Here is a 15406-nt window from a genome sequence, read left to right on the forward strand (position 1 = left end):
CCGGCGCCACCCCCCCCGGGTGCCCGGGGCGCCCCGGCGCGGCCCGGCGCCGCCCCCCCCCCCCCGGCGGGTCGTCAGTTGTTCGACCAGACGTGTCTGGGCACCTGGGCGAGGACGTCGATCAAGAAGTCCGCGTAGAAGAAGACCTCTTCGAGCTTGAGCGCCCCCGACCGGAAGGTCATGAGCCACGGCCCTTCGAAGCGCCAAGGGTAGGAACGGGCGCGCTGGTCCTGCAGCATCCACTCCATGGTGCGGGGGTGGATGATGTCGTACGCGAACCGGCGGTTCGGCGACTTGATCCGGAAGAAGTCGTTGAACGCCTGGTTCTCGAAGTCGATGTCCTTCGCGAAACGCTTGGTCAGGAAGTTCTCCTGGCCGATGTCCAGCAGCGGCCGCGCGGTCGGCAGTCCGATCGCCACCACCTGGTGGTTGAACGTCTTGCGCTCCTTGCCGCTGCCGGTGGAGTACTGGTACTGGAAGAACACGACGTGCACGTTCTTGTACATGCCGCGGAAGACGTCGATGCCCTTGCGCGAGTGGCCTTCATTGAAGGGATCCTCAGTGGACAGTCCGGTGACCGAGTTGTCGCTGGGCTCGTAGTGGAAGCCGTACTGGGCCGCCCAGGCCCGGTACATCGCGATCTTCTTCTGCCGGGCGCGCCAAGCGAAGTACGCGCCGGCGCCGACCACGATCAGGCACAGGACATAAGCCCACCAGGGCATGTCGCCGCTGCTGCTCGAGGCGAGCAGTGTCTCGTTCACTGGGGTGGTTCCTTCTTACGGGCTTTTCAGGACTGATGTGCGGCTCGCAGGCTTCGCCGGAAGTGCTGGATCACGGCTCGCAGGCTTCGCCGAGAAGGGCGGAAGTGCGACTCACGAGCGTCGCCGAGGGCGCATCGAGCAGGAAGGGCGCTACCGGCCGTAGGGCTGCTGGCCGTATCCGGGCTGCTGGGGCTGCTGGGGCTGCTGCGGGTAGCCCGGCTGGGGCTGCTGGCCGTACCCCGGCTGCGGGGCGCCGTAACCGGGCTGGGGCTGCTGCCCGAAACCGGGCTGCGGGGCGGGCTGGCCGTACCCCGGCTGCGGCATCTGCTGCTGGTAGCCGACCTGCTGCGGCTGCCCGTAAGGCATCTGGCCGGGCGCGGGCTGCGGCGGCATCTGCTGCTGCTGGCCGGCCGGAGGCTGCTGCATGTAGGCGGGCTGGCCCATGTCGCGCATCTTCGGGGCCGTACGGGCCGCCGGGTTGTCCAGCTCGAAGTACTCCTCGGGCTTGAAGCCGCCCATCTTCGCGGAGATCGAACCGGGGAAGACCTGCAGCGCGGTGTTGTACTCGCGCACGTTCGCGTTGTAGAACCGGCGCGGGGCCGCGATGCGGTTCTCGGTCTCGGTGATCTCCTGCTGGAGCTGCAGGAAGTTCTGGTTGGTCTGCAAGGCCGGGTACGACTCCTGCATGTGGATCACGCCGCGGATGGCGTTCCCGAGCTGGCCTTCGGCCGCGCCCTGCTGGCCGTGGCCCGCGTTCGGGTCCTGCCGGGTCTGCATGGCCATCGCACGCGCCTCGGCGACCTGCCGCAGCGTGGCGTTCTCGGAACCCGCCGCCTGCTGCACGACGTACATCAGGTTGTCCAGCAGGTCGTAACGACGCTGGAGCTCGACATCGATCTGCGCCCAAGACTCCTGGGTGATGTTGCGCATTCGCACCAGCTTGTTGCGGCCGCCGAGGGCCGCGAAGACCAGGATCAAGCCGATCAACAGCAGGAGGATCAGGATCCAGATGATTGGGTTACCCATAGAGCGTGAGCTTAGTGCATCTATGCCAACGGGAGGGCACCGCTCAGGAGCCCTCCCGCTGCATCGAATATGGTCGAAATCAGCCCATGGCGTGCTCGACGACCGCCACGAGCTCTGCCGCCACCGTCCGCGCCACCGGCTCCTCGGAAGCCTCCACCATGACCCGGACCAGCGGCTCAGTACCGGAGGGCCGCAACAGGACCCGGCCGTCGGAGCCGAGCTTCGCCTGCCACAGCGCCACCGCGCTGCGCACGTCCTCATGGTCGATCACGGACTTGTCGGTGACCCGCACGTTCACGAGCACCTGCGGCGCGGGAGTGAAGACCGAGGCGAGTTCCGCCAAGGGCTTTCCGGTGGCGGCCATGCGCGCGAGGAGCATGATCGCCGTGAGCGTCCCATCGCCCGTGGTCGCGTGGTCGGAGATGATGATGTGCCCCGACTGCTCGCCGCCGAGCGAATAGCCGCCCTCGCCGATGCGCTCGAGCACATAGCGGTCACCGACCCCGGTGACCTCGAGTTTGATCCCCGCCGCGCCCATCGCCTGGTGCAGGCCGAGATTGCTCATCACGGTCGTGACCAGCGTGTCGCCGCGCAACTGCCCGGCCTCGCGCATCGCGAGCGCCAGGACCGCCATGATGGCGTCGCCGTCCACATCGGCGCCGTTCGCGTCCACCGCGAGGCAGCGGTCCGCGTCGCCGTCGAGCGCGATCCCGGCGTGCGCGCCGTGCTCGACGACGGCCGCACGCAGCCCCCCCATGTGGGTGGACCCGCAGTTCTCGTTGATGTTGAGCCCGTCGGGGTCCGCGTTGATCGTGATGACCTCGGCACCGACCCGTCGCAGTGCCTCGGGGGCCGCGCCGGTGGCCGCGCCGTTCGCGGGGTCGAGCACGACCTTGATGCCGTCGAGCGAGTGCGGGCAGGCCGCGACCAGGTGCTCGATGTACGCCTCGACCGGATCGACCGAGCGGGCGATGCGCCCCACGCCGTCGCCCTGCGGCAGCGGCGAATCGTCGTTCATGGCCGCCTCGATGGCGTCCTCGACCTCGTCGGGGAGCTTGCGGCCGCCGGCCGCGAAGAACTTGATGCCGTTGTCCGGCATGGGGTTGTGCGAGGCCGAGACCATGACGCCGAAGTCGGCGCCCGTCAGGGCCGTGAGGTGGGCGACCGCGGGAGTGGGAAGAATGCCCAGGTCGATGACTTTCACGCCGGCCGCGGCGAGGCCCGCGGCGCTGGCGGCGGCGAGCATCTCGCCGGAGGCGCGGGGATCGCGGCCGATGACGGCGACGGCGCGGCGGTCAGTCGCTCCGAGGACGCGCGCGGCGGCGATGTTGAGGCGGAGTGCCAGGTCGGGCGTGAGGTCGGCGTTCGCCCGCCCTCGTACGCCGTCGGTCCCGAACAGTCGTGACACGGTGTGGCTTCCCATCGTTTTCGGCATAAAAAACGGGGGCCGCCGAGGATGTCCTCCTCGGCAGCCCCGTCGCTTGTGCAGACTAGCGCGTATCCCCGCTCCGCGAAACCTACGGCTCGCAGGCTCCGCCGTGGGCGGGGAAGACGTGCTAGCGCTTCGAGTACTGCGGTGCCTTGCGGGCCTTCTTGAGGCCGTACTTCTTCGATTCCTTCTCGCGCGCGTCGCGGGTCAGGAAGCCGGCGGCCTTGAGGGCCGGGCGGGTGTTCGGGTCGATCTCGACCAGGGCCCGGGCGATGCCGAGGCGAAGCGCGCCGGCCTGGCCGGTGGCGCCGCCGCCGTGGATGTTCACCAGGACGTCGAAGTTGTCGCCGGCCTCGACGGTCACGAAGGGCTCCGCGACGGTCTGCTGGTGGACCTTGCTCGGGAAGTAGTCCTCGAGGGTCTTGCCGTTGACGACGTACTTGCCGGTGCCGGACACCAGGCGGACGCGGGCGATCGCGCGCTTGCGGCGACCCACGGTCTGGATCGCGCGGTCGGCGGGCACCACGGGGATGCTCGGCACTGACGGCGCGGCGGCGACGTCGGCGGGGACCTCGGGGATCTCGACGGGGGCTTCGACAGCCTCGGTCTCGACGGCTTCGGGGGCTTCGGTCTCGGCGACCTCGGCGGCTTCGGTGGCCTCAGTGGCCTGGATCTCGTCACTCATGTGCATGCTCCTCTACGCCCGCGCCTACTGCGCGATCTTCTTGATCTCGTACGGCTTCGGCTGCTGGGCGGCGTGCGGGTGACCGGGACCCGCGTAGACCTTCAGCTTCTTGGACACGGCGCGGCCGAGCTTGTTCTTCGGCAGCATGCCGAAGACGGCCTTCTCGACCACCTTGTGGGGGGCCTTCTCCATGAACTCGGCGTAGGACTTCTCCTTGAGACCGCCGGGGAAGCCGGAGTGGCGGTAGGCCTTCTTGGTCTGGAGCTTGTTCCGCGTCAGCACGATCTTCTCGGCGTTCACGATGATGACGTAGTCACCCGTGTCCGCGTTCGGCGCGAAGGTCGGCTTGTGCTTGCCGCGGAGCAGATCGGCAGCGTGCGTCGCGAGCCGGCCCAACACCACGTCGGTCGCGTCGATCACGAGCCACTGCGGGTCAATGTCACCCGGCTTAGGGCTGTACGTGCGCACAGGTTTACCTAGCTTTCGTTGTCGGTGTGGAACGAATCCCGCAGATGAGCGCGGGACCGCCTGAATCCCCGGGGCCGGTATCGGCGCGCTCGGCGGCGAGGCCGTCGGCGTGGGATTCGTTGGACAGCGTCTCCGCGTGGAACTGCGAGCCGCTGGTCGGCTCAGTGCGGAGGCACTCGAACAACAGGTACCGAGTCTACGCGGTGGTGGCGGCCCCCTTGAAGGCGGCCGCCGTGACCTCGGCTACAGCCCGAGCGCGGGCTCCGCGCACAGTACGACGTGCCGATGCGTCGCACGCTGCGCCTCGTACATCGTACGTTGTACGTCGTTTCCCGTACCGCGTACTGGGTACGATCAGGTCGTTTCGACCACCGGGAGATAGACCTTGCCGCCGGAGGAGGTGAACTCCTCGCTCTTGTCGGCCATGCCCTTCTCCGCGTACTCCTTCAGTTCCTGGCTGATCTTCATGCTGCAGAACTTGGGGCCGCACATGGAGCAGAAGTGCGCGGTCTTCGCGGGCTCGGCGGGGAGGGTCTCGTCGTGGTACTCGCGGGCCCGGTCGGGGTCGAGCGAGAGGTTGAACTGGTCCTGCCAGCGGAACTCGAACCGGGCCTTGGAGAGCGCGTCGTCCCATTCCTGGGCCTTCGGGTGGCCCTTGGCGAGGTCGGCGGCATGGGCGGCGATCTTGTAGGCGATCACGCCTTCCTTGACGTCCTCGCGGTTGGGCAGGCCGAGGTGCTCCTTCGGCGTCACATAGCAGAGCATCGCGGTGCCGAACCAGCCGATCATGGCCGCGCCGATCGCGGAGGTGATGTGGTCGTAGGCGGGGGCGACGTCGGTGGTGAGCGGGCCGAGCGTGTAGAACGGGGCCTCGCCGCAGATCTCCTGCTGGAGCTCGACGTTCTCCTTGATCTTGTGCATCGGCACGTGGCCGGGGCCTTCGACCATGACCTGGACGTCGTACTCCCAGGCGATGTGGGTGAGCTCGCCGAGGGTGCGGAGCTCGGCGAACTGGGCCTCGTCGTTGGCGTCGGCGATGGAGCCGGGGCGCAGGCCGTCGCCGAGGGAGAACGCGATGTCGTACTTCGCGAAGATCTCGCAGAGCTCGCGGTAGTGCGTGTAGAGGAAGTTCTCCTCGTGGTGGGCGAGGCACCAGGCGGCCATGATCGAGCCGCCGCGGGAGACGATCCCGGTGACGCGGCGGGCGGCGAGCGGCACGTAGCGCAGGAGGACCCCGGCGTGGACGGTCATGTAGTCGACGCCTTGTTCGGCCTGCTCGATGATGGTGTCGCGGTAGACCTCCCAGTTGAGCTTGACCGGGTCGCCGTTGACCTTCTCGAGGGCCTGGTAGAGCGGGACGGTGCCGATCGGGACCGGGGAGTTCCGCATGATGTGCTCGCGGGTCTCGTGGATGTGCTTGCCGGTGGAGAGGTCCATCACGGTGTCCGCGCCCCACTTGGTGGCCCAGGTGAGCTTCTCGACCTCGGCGGCGACCGAGTCCGAGACGGCGGACGTGCCGATGTTCGCGTTGATCTTGGTGAGGAAGTTCTTGCCGATGATCATCGGCTCGGTCTCGGGGTGGTTGACGTTCGCGGGCAGGATCGCGCGGCCCGCTGCGATCTCGTCGCGCACGAACTCGGCCTCGAGTCCTTCGCGGATCGCGACGAACGTCATCTCGGGGGTGACGATGCCCTGCTTCGCGTAGTGGAGCTGGGTGGGGCAGTCGAGCTGGGCGCCTTCGTGCTCGATCCTGCTCGCGGCGGCGTCGGCGCGCTCGGCGATCCACGCCTCGCGGAGCTTCGGCAACCCGACCTCCGGGTCGGAACCGGGCCCGGAGGTGTCGTAGAGCCGGACCGGCGGCTCGCCGCCGGTGAGCTCGACCTGGGTGAACGGGACCCGGATGTCGTTCTGGGGCCCTTCGACATAGACCTTGCTTCTGCCGTTCATGCTGTCTCCTCGCAAATATCGATCGATCGGCTCCGGCCGGCCGCGCGAAGCGGCGGCACGGAAATGTCAAACCCCTCTGTCAGGGTGAAATCGGGGGCCACCTGAGCCTCCCGCCGCGGCGGAGCGGTCAAGCCCGCTCACAGGGGCGCGCTCTTTCGGCCGTGATGGTGGTGGACGGGACCTGGGCCTAGGCCGAGACGCCAATCGGCCGCGGCCTTCAGCGCCTCGGTCACATATGCCTTCGCGCCCGCGATCGCCTGGGGCAGCGGGTGTTCGAGCGCGAGCCGCGCCGCGATCGCCGAGGCGAGCGTGCAGCCCGTGCCGTGGTCGTTGCGGGTCGCGACCCGCGGCGCGGCGAGGTCGAGCATCTGACCGTCGCACCACAGCACGTCAACGGCCGTGCTCGATGCGCCTGGCGCGTAAGCGGAGTCGCCCGGCTCGTCGCCCTGACTCCCTTCATCCGATCCAGTGCCCCGCTCACCTGCTGAGGGCTCCTCGCGGTGGCCGCCTTTGATCAGCACCGCTCGCGGCCCGTACGTCGCCAGCGCGCGTGCGGCTTCGCGCATGTCGTCCACAGTGGTGATCTCGCGGCCGAGCAGCTGCCGGGCTTCGATCAGGTTGGGCGTCAGGATGGTCGCGAGCGGGCCGAGTCGTGCGAGGTACGCGGCCGGGTCACCCGCGAACAGGGAGTCGCCGGTGGTGGTGACCATGACCGGGTCGACCACGAGGTTCGGCAGCCGGTCGGCCTCGCCGTACTGGGCGACGAGCGCGAGCAGCGCGTCGCCGCCGAGCATCCCGGTCTTGACGGCCGCTACCGAGAAATCGCCGAGGACCGCGTCCAGTTGGGCGCGGACCAGGTCCGCCCCGACCGCCTCCGCGGCGCTGACGCCGCGCGTGTTCTGAGCGGTGATCGCGGTGACGACGCTGGTGCCGTGCACGTGATGCGCGGCGAAGGTGTGGAGGTCGGCCTGGATGCCGGCGCCGCCGCCGGAGTCGGACCCGGCGATGGTGAGGGCGACGGGCGGCGTGTGCCGAGCTCCGCCCCGCGGGCTCCGCCGCGGCGGATCTGCCGGGTTCACAGGTCGGCCATCCCTTCGAAGCTCGACGAGGCGTTGGCCAGGTGGCGCTTGGGGATACGGCCGGCGAGCCGGGCGGCGCGGCCGGCGTTCACGGCGTCGCGCATGGCGGCGGCCATGAGCGCGGGGTCGGCGGCTCGGGTGACGGCGGTGGCGAGGAGCACCGCCGAGCAGCCGAGTTCCATGGCGAGCGCGGCGTCGGAGGCGGTGCCGATGCCCGCGTCGCAGATGACGGGGACGTTGGCGTTCTCGCAGATCAACGCCATGTTGTGCGGGTTGCGGACGCCGAGTCCGGTGCCGATGGGCGCGGCGAGGGGCATCACCGCGGCGCACCCGGCGTCTTCGAGGCGGCGGGCGAGCACGGGGTCGTCGCTGGTGTACGGCAGGACGGTGAAGCCGTCGGCGACGAGGGTCTCGGCGGCGTCGAGGAGTTCGACCGGGTCGGGGAGGAGGGTGTCCTCGTCGCCGATGACCTCGAGTTTGATCCAGTTGGTGCCGAAGGCTTCGCGGGCGAGTTTGGCGGTGCGGACGGCTTGCTCGGCGGTGAAGCATCCGGCGGTGTTGGGGAGGAGGTCGACGCCGCAGCGTTCGATGACGTCGAGAATCGAGCCGGAGGCGCTGGGGTCGACGCGGCGCAGTGCGACGGTGACGAGTTCGGTGCCGGAGGCGGTGATGGCCTCGGCGAGCTGGGCGTGGTTGGCGGCGCCGCCGGTGCCGAGGATGAGGCGCGAGCTGAAGGTCTTGTCGGCGATCTTGAGGTCGGCGTCGGTTCTGGTGGCGTGGTGGTCCATGGCTAGCCTCCTTGGGTCGCGGTGAGCACTTCGACGGCATCGCCGTCGGCGAGCGGACGGTCCCATTCGGATCGCGGCACGACTTCGCCGTTGAGCGCCACGGCGATCCCGCGGCGGGCGCCGGTGACGGCCGCGACGGCGTCGGTGATGGTGGCGATGCCTTCGCGCGCTTCGCCATTGACCTCGATCTTCACGATTCCTCCTGCTGAGCGGTCGTGCCTTCGGCTGGGGCGGATCTCCGACTCGCCGCGGTCGTGTCGACCCGTGCCGCCTTTCGGCGATCGGCGTCGGCTTCGACCGGCGCTGCTTCGCCACGGGTCGCGCGACCCGGTCCGGGTCCGCCCGTGCCCGCGCGCGGAACCGGATCGAGTCCGCCGGCGTCCTCACGCCGATCGGGCGTGTCAGATCCATGGGGCGATATGGAATCGGGGGCGCCTTCGAATCGCGACCCGGACAGACCGTCCCTGCGCCCGAAACGATCGGCGTCCTCGCTCCGCGACCGTTCGAACCGCAGCGGGTCGAAGGCCGCCGGGATCACTTCTTCCTCCCCGGCGAGCAGGGCCGCGACTCCGGCCGCGGTTGCCGGGATGAGCGCGATGCCGTTGCGGTAGTGACCGGTCACGGCCACAGTGCGCGGGTCGAGGCGGCCGATGAGCGGCAGGTTGTCGGGCGTGCCCGGGCGGAAGCCGACGCTGACTTCGTCCAGGTGGTACTCGGCGATCTCGGGCACGAGCTCGATCGCCCGGCGAAGCAGGTCGTGCACCGCTCCGGCGGTGCCGGTGCGCTGGTCGAACCCGCGTTCGTCACTCGATGCGCCTACGACGATTTCGCCGCTTTCGCGGGTCACGATGTAGATCGGGTGGCCTTTCACGTAGCCGCGCACGGTTGTTCGAGGGCGCGGTTGATCGCCGACGGCTCGCAGTCGCAGCACTGCGCCGCGCACTGGGCGAACCGGCAGGTTCCAGCGGGTTGCGGATTGGCCGCGGTCTCCGATGGGGCCGTCGCCTGCGGCGGTATCAGAGCACTCGCCGCGCGCCGCTATTCCGCCTCTGTCCGTGGCGGCACCCGTGTTGTCGCGCGGCGCCTCGACGCTGTCACCCGCACCCGCACCCGCACCCGCACCCGCACCGACGAAGTTCGCCGATCCGCATCCGGCCGCGATGACCACCTGGTCGGCGTCGAGCGCGGCCAGGTCGTCGACGCGTTCGGCCCGGAGTCCGACCCCGGCGCGCTCGGCGGCGATCAGTAGTGCGTCATGTACTGCTCGCGGATCGACCGCGCGGTCCTCCGGGACGAGCACGCCGCCGCGCACGCGATGACTGAGCAGAGGTTCGACCTTGCGCGCGACGCGTGCGGCGAGGGTCTCGACATTCCTTGCGGTGAACCGGTACAGCTCGGCTTGCCGGTCGATCTCGGCCCTGTCGCCGTCTTCAACGCCGACCAGCAGCGTGGGCACATCGCGGAACCCGATCGCGAGTCCGGACGCCGCTTCGAGTTCGAGGGCGAAGCCGGGCCAGGCGTCGGCCGATGCGGCCATGAACGGGCCGAGTGCCTCTTCGCCGTAATGGGATTCGGTGACGGGTGCGATCATCCCGGCGGCCACGCGCGAGGCGCCCGAACCCGGGTCCGGATCGTGCACGACGACCTCGGCGCCGGACTGGGCGGCCCGCCACGCGACGGCGAGCCCGATCGATCCGGCGCCGACGATGGCGATGCGCATCAGGCTTCGCCCGCCCCTCGCAGGAGGCCCGGATCGGGAGCCTCACCCGCTGGTAGCGGCCCTACACGCCACTCCGCCGGGTTCTCCCCCACGGCTTCAAGGAGGTCCGCGGTCGCCTGGCGCGGGTCCGAGGCGGCCGAGACCGCGCCGACCACCGCCACACCGTGGGCTCCGGCCTCGCGGCAGAGCGCCGCGCGCTCCGCGGTGATGCCGCCGATGGCGATCACCGGAAGGTCGACGGCCTCGCAGACGGCGGCGAGACCCTCGATTCCGATCGGTTGCGGCAGACCGGCTTTGGTGGTGGTGCCCCAGACCGGGCCGACGCCGAGATAGCTCGCCCCGGCACGGCGCGCGGCTCGCGCCGATTCCGGGTCGCGGGCGGTGCCGCCGATGATCGAGGCTGCCGGGAGGAGGCGTCGGGTGGCGTCGATCGGGAGGTCCTCCGCGCCGAGGTGGACGCCGTCGGCGCCGATCGCTTGCGCGAGGTGCACGCGGTCGTTGACCAGGCACAGTGCGCCGTACTGGTCGCAGAGTGCGGCGATCGCGGTGGCGAGGTCGAAGGCCGCGCGATCGGTGTAGTGGTCCTCGGGCCGGACCTGGACGAGGCGGGCTCCGGCGGCCAGCGCCGCTTCGATGGCGGCGAGAGGGCCGCTCCGCAGCGCGTTCGCCGGCAGTGCGACCGGGCCGCGGGTGTCGGTGATGACGTGGAGTCGAGGTAGACGAGTAGCGCGCATAGCTCCTTCTCCCTGCGCCAGCATGATCTGGATCAGGTTCGACGGTCGGGACTACCAAGTCCCCTCTCAGCCCGATGCATCGGACTCCCGTGGGTTTATTCGTTTACGGCCGTTACGCTACGTCATCGCGAGGGCTCCTCGCAAGTGCGGTGTCAGGAATTGGACACCGCCTTCCAGCCCGCGAAGCGGTCGCCCAGGGCGGCTAGTCGCCGCGCGCATGGTGGCGGAAGCGCGCGACGATGTCGGTCCGCACCCGCTCGAGACCGGTCGCGCTCTCCTCGAGTCGCCACAGCCCCATGGTGAGTCGGTGCGCCTCGCGCGGCTGCTCGGAGTGCCGGTACGTCCATTCGTACATGTCGAACAGGGGCCACCACGTGTACCCGACGACGTCGACGCCGGAGGCGCGCAGGCCGTGCAGGGCCGCAACGGATTCGTCGAGCCAGTCGATCCGCTCCTTGACCGAGCCGGTCACGCAGGTCTCGGTCAGCATCACGGGCGCGCCGTACCGGGCGTGGGCCTCGCGGAGGAGTTCGTCCATGCCGGCGACGCCGTCGTCGCGGGTCGGGCGCGGGTCGCGGAAGCCGCCGCCGTGGAAGACCCCGGCTTCGAACAGCTCGGTCGAGTGGCGCGGGTAGTAGTTGACGCCCATGACGTCGGGTTGCACGGGGGCTTCGGCGAACCAGGCGAGGTCGGCGTCGACCCAGCCGTTGGCGCGCAGGTGCACCTCGAGCGGGTGGTCGGCGTCGACGCGGCCGGTGACGAGGTCTTCGACGAGGAAGACCTGGTCTTTCAGGCGCGCGGCGTGCTCGCGGTGCTCGGGTGCGTCGGTGTCGCCGACGTAGCGCATGCCGGCGTCGACGTGGACGAAGACGGCGCGGTCGCCGAGGACGTCCCGCATGGCGCGCTGCGCGAGCACGAAGCCGCGGGCGAGTTGTCCGACCATGGTCGAGAGTCCTTGCGGCCCTGAGAGATACGGGGGCCAGTACGCGTACTCGCCGGAGAACAGGGCGTGGATCATCGGCTCGTTCACCGGCGTGTAGTCGGTGACGCCGAGGTGCGCGTAGCGTTCGGCGACGCGGGCGGAGTACTCGGCGACGAGCTTCGGGTAGTCCGGGTTCGCGAACTGACGATCGAGCCACAGTGGAGTGCCGTAGTGCATGAGGTCCACAATGGGCCGAAGGTCGAGTTCGGCGTAGCGGTCCATGACGCGGTCGAGCCAGCCCCAGTCCCAGCGCCCGGGTTCGGGCTGGATGCGGTGCCACGGGACGCCCCAGCGCACCAGCTCGGCGCCCGCCTCGACGGCGAGGCCGAGATCGGAGTGCCACCGCTCGTAGTGCTCGGTGAGCTCGTACTCGTCGATCGGCCGTTCGCCCGGTCCGGCCTGGGGCACGAAGGTGTCCTCGACACCTACGGCGAAGTGCATGCCGCCGTCGCGGTGCCAGTTGGGAGAGCCGGTCATTTGAGTCCTGTCGTTGCGATGTTCTCGATGAAGCGCCGCTGGATGAAGAGGAACGCGATGACGAGCGGCAGGATCGCGATGAGCGAGCCGGCCATCATCACGCCGTGGGGCACGATGCCGCTGGGTCCGGTGAGCTGGGTCAGGCCGGAGGTGATCGTGCCCATCTCGGCGTCGGTGGTGAACACCAGCGGCCACAGCAGGTCGTTCCAGTTGTTGACGAACGTGAAGAGCCCCAGTGTGAGCAGGGCGGGAACGGCATTCGGGAGCACAATGGACCTGAAGATCCGGAACTCCCCCGCGCCGTCGATGCGCGCGGCCTGGTCGATGTCCCGCGGGAGCGCGAGGAAGAACTGGCGCAGGAAGAAGATCCCGAACGCGTCGGCGGCGCGAGGCGCGATGAGCCCGGTGTACGTGTTCACCCAGCCGAGGTCGGCCACGAGCTGGTACAGCGGGATGAGCGTCGCCTGGAACGGGATCATCAGCGTCGCGATGATGGCGATGAGCAGGAACTTCCGGCCCGTGAAGTCCAAGCGCGCCAACGCGTACGCGGCGAGCGAGTCGAAGATGAGCGCGAACAGCGTCACGCCGCCGGCGAAGACGAAGCTGTTGCCGACCAGACGCGCGAACGGCAGCTCCGAGGTGACGGTCTTCAGGTTGGCGAGCGTCCAGTCCTCCGGGAGGAGGCTCGGCGGGTAGGCGTTGACCTCGGCCACGGGCTTGAACGCGGTGAGCACGATGATCGCGATCGGCAGCAGCACGACGGCGGTGACGACCACGAACGCGATCGTGGTGAGCACGGTGGAGGGCCGGAGGTCGCGCAGCGAGCGGCGTGCGGTGCTCATGCCAGGTCCTTTTCTTTGCGGCCGAAGAACACGAACTGCGCCAGGCTCAGCAGCAGGGTCGCGACGAGCAGCACGTACGACAGGGCCGAGGCGAAACCGATCTCGAGCTTGCGGAAGCCGGACTCGTAGATCTCCATGACGAGGGTCTGGGTGCTGCCGTAGGGGCCGCCGCCGGTCATCACGTAGATCTGGTCGAAGGCCTGGAGGGCGGCGATCATCGCGAAGACGAGCACGAACGCCATCGTGTTCGAGAGCATCGGCAGCGTGACGTTGCGCAGCCGCGACCACACCCCGGCGCCGTCCATGCGGGCCGCCTCGTAGATCGAGGTCGGGATGTCCTGCAGGCCGGCCAGGAAGATCACGAAGTAGAAGCCGAAGAGCTTCCAGACCGCGACCAGCACGACCATGGGCATGGCCAGGTTCGGGTCCTCCAGCACGTTGCCGAGCTGGATGCCGAGGCCGCGCAGCCAGTAGTTGAGGAGGCCCACCTGCGGGTCGACGAGGTAGCTCCAGGCGAAGGCCGCCACGGAGAAGGAGACCACGAACGGCACGAACAGGGCGGTGCGGAAGAAGCTCCGGAAGGGCAGCCGCGGGTTGTTGAGCAGCAGCGCCAGGCCGAGGGCCGCGGCGACCGCCACAGGGGTGAACAGGACCGTGTAGAGCGCGGTGTTCGTGACGGCGCCCAGCAGGTCGGGGTCGGTGAAGACCTCGATGTAGTTCTCGAGGCCGACCCATTCGGGCTCGCCGAAGCCGCTGGCGTCCGTGAAGGACAGCCGCAGGGCCGAGAGCATCGGCCAGATCGTGAACAGGCCCAGGACGATCAGTGCGGGCGCGAGGAACGCGGCGGCGATCGCGGTGCGGTGCTTAGGGCTTTCGACGCGGCGGCGTCCCCCCAGCGGTGCGGGCGGGCGGTACCGGCGGCCCGTCGGTGGTGCGGTGGTCATGGTCTCCTTCACTCCCCTTGGGGCGGCGGGGACGCCGAGGGGCGGCGTCCCCGTCGATCGCTGTCCTGTTTGACCGTCTCTTGAGGACGGCTGATCCGGGCCTAGAGCGCGTTCTGGACGGTCTCCTGCGCTTCGGCGAGCAGCCCGTCGATGTCCTCGCCCGCGATGGCACGCTGGGTCAGCTCGTCCACGGCGGCGAGCACGTCGACGCTGTTGACGACGCCCGGCAGCAGGGGCCGCCCGAGGTCGGCGATCTCGGTCAGCGCGGCGACGACCGGGTTGGAGTTGACCGCCTCGGCGGGCACGTCGGTGCGCAGCGGCGGCCAGCCGGAGCCGAGCGACCAGGCGGCCGCGTTCTCGTCGTTGAGGAAGAACGCGAAGAACTCCTCGGCGGCGGCGCGGGCGTTGTCGTCCGCGTCGACCGTGACGGCCATGGAGACGCCGATGGCCGACGCGGCCTGCGTCACGGGACCGGCCGGGATCGCGGCGATCGCGCAGTCGATGCCGTTCTCGGCGGCGATCGAGGCCATCCACGGACCGCCGATCGTCATGGCGGCCTTGCCCGCGCCGAACAGCTCGTCGGCGCCCACGCCGTCGATGCCCGTCGGCGAGATCTTGTCATCCACAATGGCCTTACGCCAGTACTCGAGGGTCGCGGCGTTCTCGGGCGAGTCGATGACCGCGTCGATCTCCTCGCTGACGATGTCACCGCCGTTGCCGTAGAACAGGGACGGCCAGAGTCCATTGGCGACCGTGGCGTGGTCGGGCAGGACCACCCCGTACTGCTCCGGCGTGCCGTCGCCGTCCTCGTCAACGGTGAGCTGCTTGGCGGTGGCGACCCACTCGTCCCAGGTGCCCGGGAACGCGGTGACGCCGCCCGCCTCGAAGAGCGCGGTGTTGTAGTAGACGGCCAGCGGCACGAAACCGGTGGGCACGCCGTACTTGGTGCCCTCGACCTCGATCATCGAGACCGCGCCCGGGATGAGGTTCGCGGTGTTGGAGGAGTCGTCGGCGTAGAAGCCGGTGAGCTCGACGAACGCGCCTTTGTCGGCGTAGATCGGGAGCCGCTCGGCCGGCATCGCCACGATGTCGGGGCCCTCGCCGGCCGAAAGCGCCGTCAGCAGGGTGTCGTCGATGCTGGCCCAGGTCTTGACCTCGGTGTTGATCGTGATGTCACTCTGCGAGGCGTTGAAGTCGTCGACGATGCCCTGGAGGACGTCGCCGTCGGCCTCGGTGTAGCCGTGCCAGAACGTGAGGGTGGCCGGGCCGCCGACCTCGTTCTCCGAGCAACCGGAGCCGAGGAGCGCCAGCGCGGCGCTCCCGGCGCCGCCGATAAGAACGGTCTTGCGTTTCATTTCAGTTCCCTCCCACCGCGACTGAGAATCACAGGCGGTGCTGTCAATTGGTGGTGTGACTGCAATCGGTGACGTACAACGTCGAGGGGGTCCTGTACTGGGGGAACCGTCTTGTACAACGTTGTAAGTCTGGGAATCGTACGCACACCCCGCCGAGGCTGTCAACGGG

General features: G+C 69.5%; 15 protein-coding genes and 1 riboswitch. All 15 genes read right to left on the reverse strand.

Going from position 1 to position 15406, the window contains the following annotated elements; genetic code table 11:
• Positions 1–74: 74 nt before the first annotated feature.
• The 15 genes from JHY01_RS08820 to JHY01_RS08890 all read right to left on the reverse strand — a co-directional run bounded on the left by JHY01_RS08820 (position 75) and on the right by JHY01_RS08890 (position 15237).
• Positions 75–761 carry a hypothetical protein gene (locus tag JHY01_RS08820; protein WP_205325257.1) on the reverse strand — a complete coding sequence of 229 codons (687 nt, stop codon included), beginning with the start codon at positions 759–761 and terminating at the stop codon, positions 75–77.
• Positions 762–911: 150 nt separating this feature from the next.
• Positions 912–1787 carry a LemA family protein gene (locus tag JHY01_RS08825; protein WP_205325258.1) on the reverse strand — a complete coding sequence of 292 codons (876 nt, stop codon included), beginning with the start codon at positions 1785–1787 and terminating at the stop codon, positions 912–914.
• 79 nt (positions 1788–1866) lie between these two features.
• Entirely contained in the window at positions 1867–3195 is a 1329-nt protein-coding gene (glmM, locus tag JHY01_RS08830; protein ID WP_205325259.1) for a phosphoglucosamine mutase, read from the reverse strand.
• Positions 3196–3343: 148 nt separating this feature from the next.
• Complete coding sequence (gene rpsI, locus JHY01_RS26530; protein WP_205325260.1) at positions 3344–3901, reverse strand: 30S ribosomal protein S9; 558 nt, start codon at positions 3899–3901, stop codon at positions 3344–3346.
• Between the two features lie 24 nt (positions 3902–3925).
• Positions 3926–4369, reverse strand: coding sequence for a 50S ribosomal protein L13 (gene rplM, locus JHY01_RS08840; protein WP_205325261.1), 444 nt, complete (start codon positions 4367–4369; stop codon positions 3926–3928).
• 354 nt (positions 4370–4723) lie between these two features.
• A complete protein-coding gene (thiC, locus tag JHY01_RS08845) occupies positions 4724–6316 on the reverse strand; it encodes a phosphomethylpyrimidine synthase ThiC (protein ID WP_205325262.1) in 1593 nt (530 codons plus the stop codon).
• 137 nt (positions 6317–6453) lie between these two features.
• The gene (thiD, locus tag JHY01_RS08850; RefSeq protein WP_205325263.1) at positions 6454–7395 is read right to left on the reverse strand and encodes a bifunctional hydroxymethylpyrimidine kinase/phosphomethylpyrimidine kinase; all 942 of its coding nucleotides are present in this window, start codon (positions 7393–7395) and stop codon (positions 6454–6456) included.
• A complete protein-coding gene (locus JHY01_RS08855) occupies positions 7392–8183 on the reverse strand; it encodes a thiazole synthase (protein ID WP_205325264.1) in 792 nt (263 codons plus the stop codon). Before JHY01_RS08855 ends, thiD begins: the two co-directional genes overlap by 4 nt.
• A 2-nt stretch (positions 8184–8185) precedes the next feature.
• Positions 8186–8377 carry a sulfur carrier protein ThiS gene (thiS, locus tag JHY01_RS08860; protein WP_205325265.1) on the reverse strand — a complete coding sequence of 64 codons (192 nt, stop codon included), beginning with the start codon at positions 8375–8377 and terminating at the stop codon, positions 8186–8188.
• Positions 8374–9903, reverse strand: a complete 1530-nt coding sequence (locus tag JHY01_RS08865) for an FAD-dependent oxidoreductase (RefSeq protein ID WP_205325266.1) — start codon at positions 9901–9903, stop codon at positions 8374–8376. The genes thiS and JHY01_RS08865 overlap by 4 nt, the downstream gene beginning before the upstream one ends.
• Positions 9903–10637 (reverse strand): thiamine phosphate synthase, encoded by a 735-nt coding sequence (gene thiE, locus JHY01_RS08870; protein WP_205325267.1) that lies wholly within the window; start codon positions 10635–10637, stop codon positions 9903–9905. The genes JHY01_RS08865 and thiE overlap by 1 nt, the downstream gene beginning before the upstream one ends.
• Positions 10630–10736, reverse strand: a riboswitch (TPP riboswitch). It overlaps the preceding gene by 8 nt.
• A 103-nt stretch (positions 10737–10839) precedes the next feature.
• Positions 10840–12096, reverse strand: a complete 1257-nt coding sequence (locus JHY01_RS08875) for a family 1 glycosylhydrolase (RefSeq protein WP_205325268.1) — start codon at positions 12094–12096, stop codon at positions 10840–10842.
• Complete coding sequence (locus JHY01_RS08880; RefSeq protein ID WP_205325269.1) at positions 12093–12938, reverse strand: carbohydrate ABC transporter permease; 846 nt, start codon at positions 12936–12938, stop codon at positions 12093–12095. The genes JHY01_RS08875 and JHY01_RS08880 overlap by 4 nt, the downstream gene beginning before the upstream one ends.
• On the reverse strand, positions 12935–13882 hold the full coding sequence (locus JHY01_RS08885) for a carbohydrate ABC transporter permease (protein WP_205325270.1): 948 nt from the start codon (positions 13880–13882) through the stop codon (positions 12935–12937). Before JHY01_RS08885 ends, JHY01_RS08880 begins: the two co-directional genes overlap by 4 nt.
• 101 nt (positions 13883–13983) lie before the next feature.
• On the reverse strand, positions 13984–15237 hold the full coding sequence (locus JHY01_RS08890; protein WP_205325271.1) for an ABC transporter substrate-binding protein: 1254 nt from the start codon (positions 15235–15237) through the stop codon (positions 13984–13986).
• Positions 15238–15406: the final 169 nt, after the last annotated feature.

The sequence above is a fragment of the Glycomyces sp. YM15 genome (assembly GCF_016918015.1).
GTDB lineage: Bacteria > Actinomycetota > Actinomycetes > Mycobacteriales > Micromonosporaceae > Glycomyces.

Coding starts and splice junctions, on each gene's coding strand:
- JHY01_RS08865 (WP_205325266.1), bottom strand. CDS start 9,903: ATGCGCATCGCCATCGTCGGCGCCGGATCGATCGGGCTCGCCGTCGCG.
- rpsI (WP_205325260.1), bottom strand. CDS start 3,901: ATGAGTGACGAGATCCAGGCCACTGAGGCCACCGAAGCCGCCGAGGTC.
- thiC (WP_205325262.1), bottom strand. CDS start 6,316: ATGAACGGCAGAAGCAAGGTCTATGTCGAAGGGCCCCAGAACGACATC.
- JHY01_RS08885 (WP_205325270.1), bottom strand. CDS start 13,882: ATGACCACCGCACCACCGACGGGCCGCCGGTACCGCCCGCCCGCACCG.
- JHY01_RS08890 (WP_205325271.1), bottom strand. CDS start 15,237: ATGAAACGCAAGACCGTTCTTATCGGCGGCGCCGGGAGCGCCGCGCTG.
- JHY01_RS08880 (WP_205325269.1), bottom strand. CDS start 12,938: ATGAGCACCGCACGCCGCTCGCTGCGCGACCTCCGGCCCTCCACCGTG.
- JHY01_RS08855 (WP_205325264.1), bottom strand. CDS start 8,183: ATGGACCACCACGCCACCAGAACCGACGCCGACCTCAAGATCGCCGAC.
- thiE (WP_205325267.1), bottom strand. CDS start 10,637: ATGCGCGCTACTCGTCTACCTCGACTCCACGTCATCACCGACACCCGC.
- JHY01_RS08825 (WP_205325258.1), bottom strand. CDS start 1,787: ATGGGTAACCCAATCATCTGGATCCTGATCCTCCTGCTGTTGATCGGC.
- JHY01_RS08875 (WP_205325268.1), bottom strand. CDS start 12,096: ATGACCGGCTCTCCCAACTGGCACCGCGACGGCGGCATGCACTTCGCC.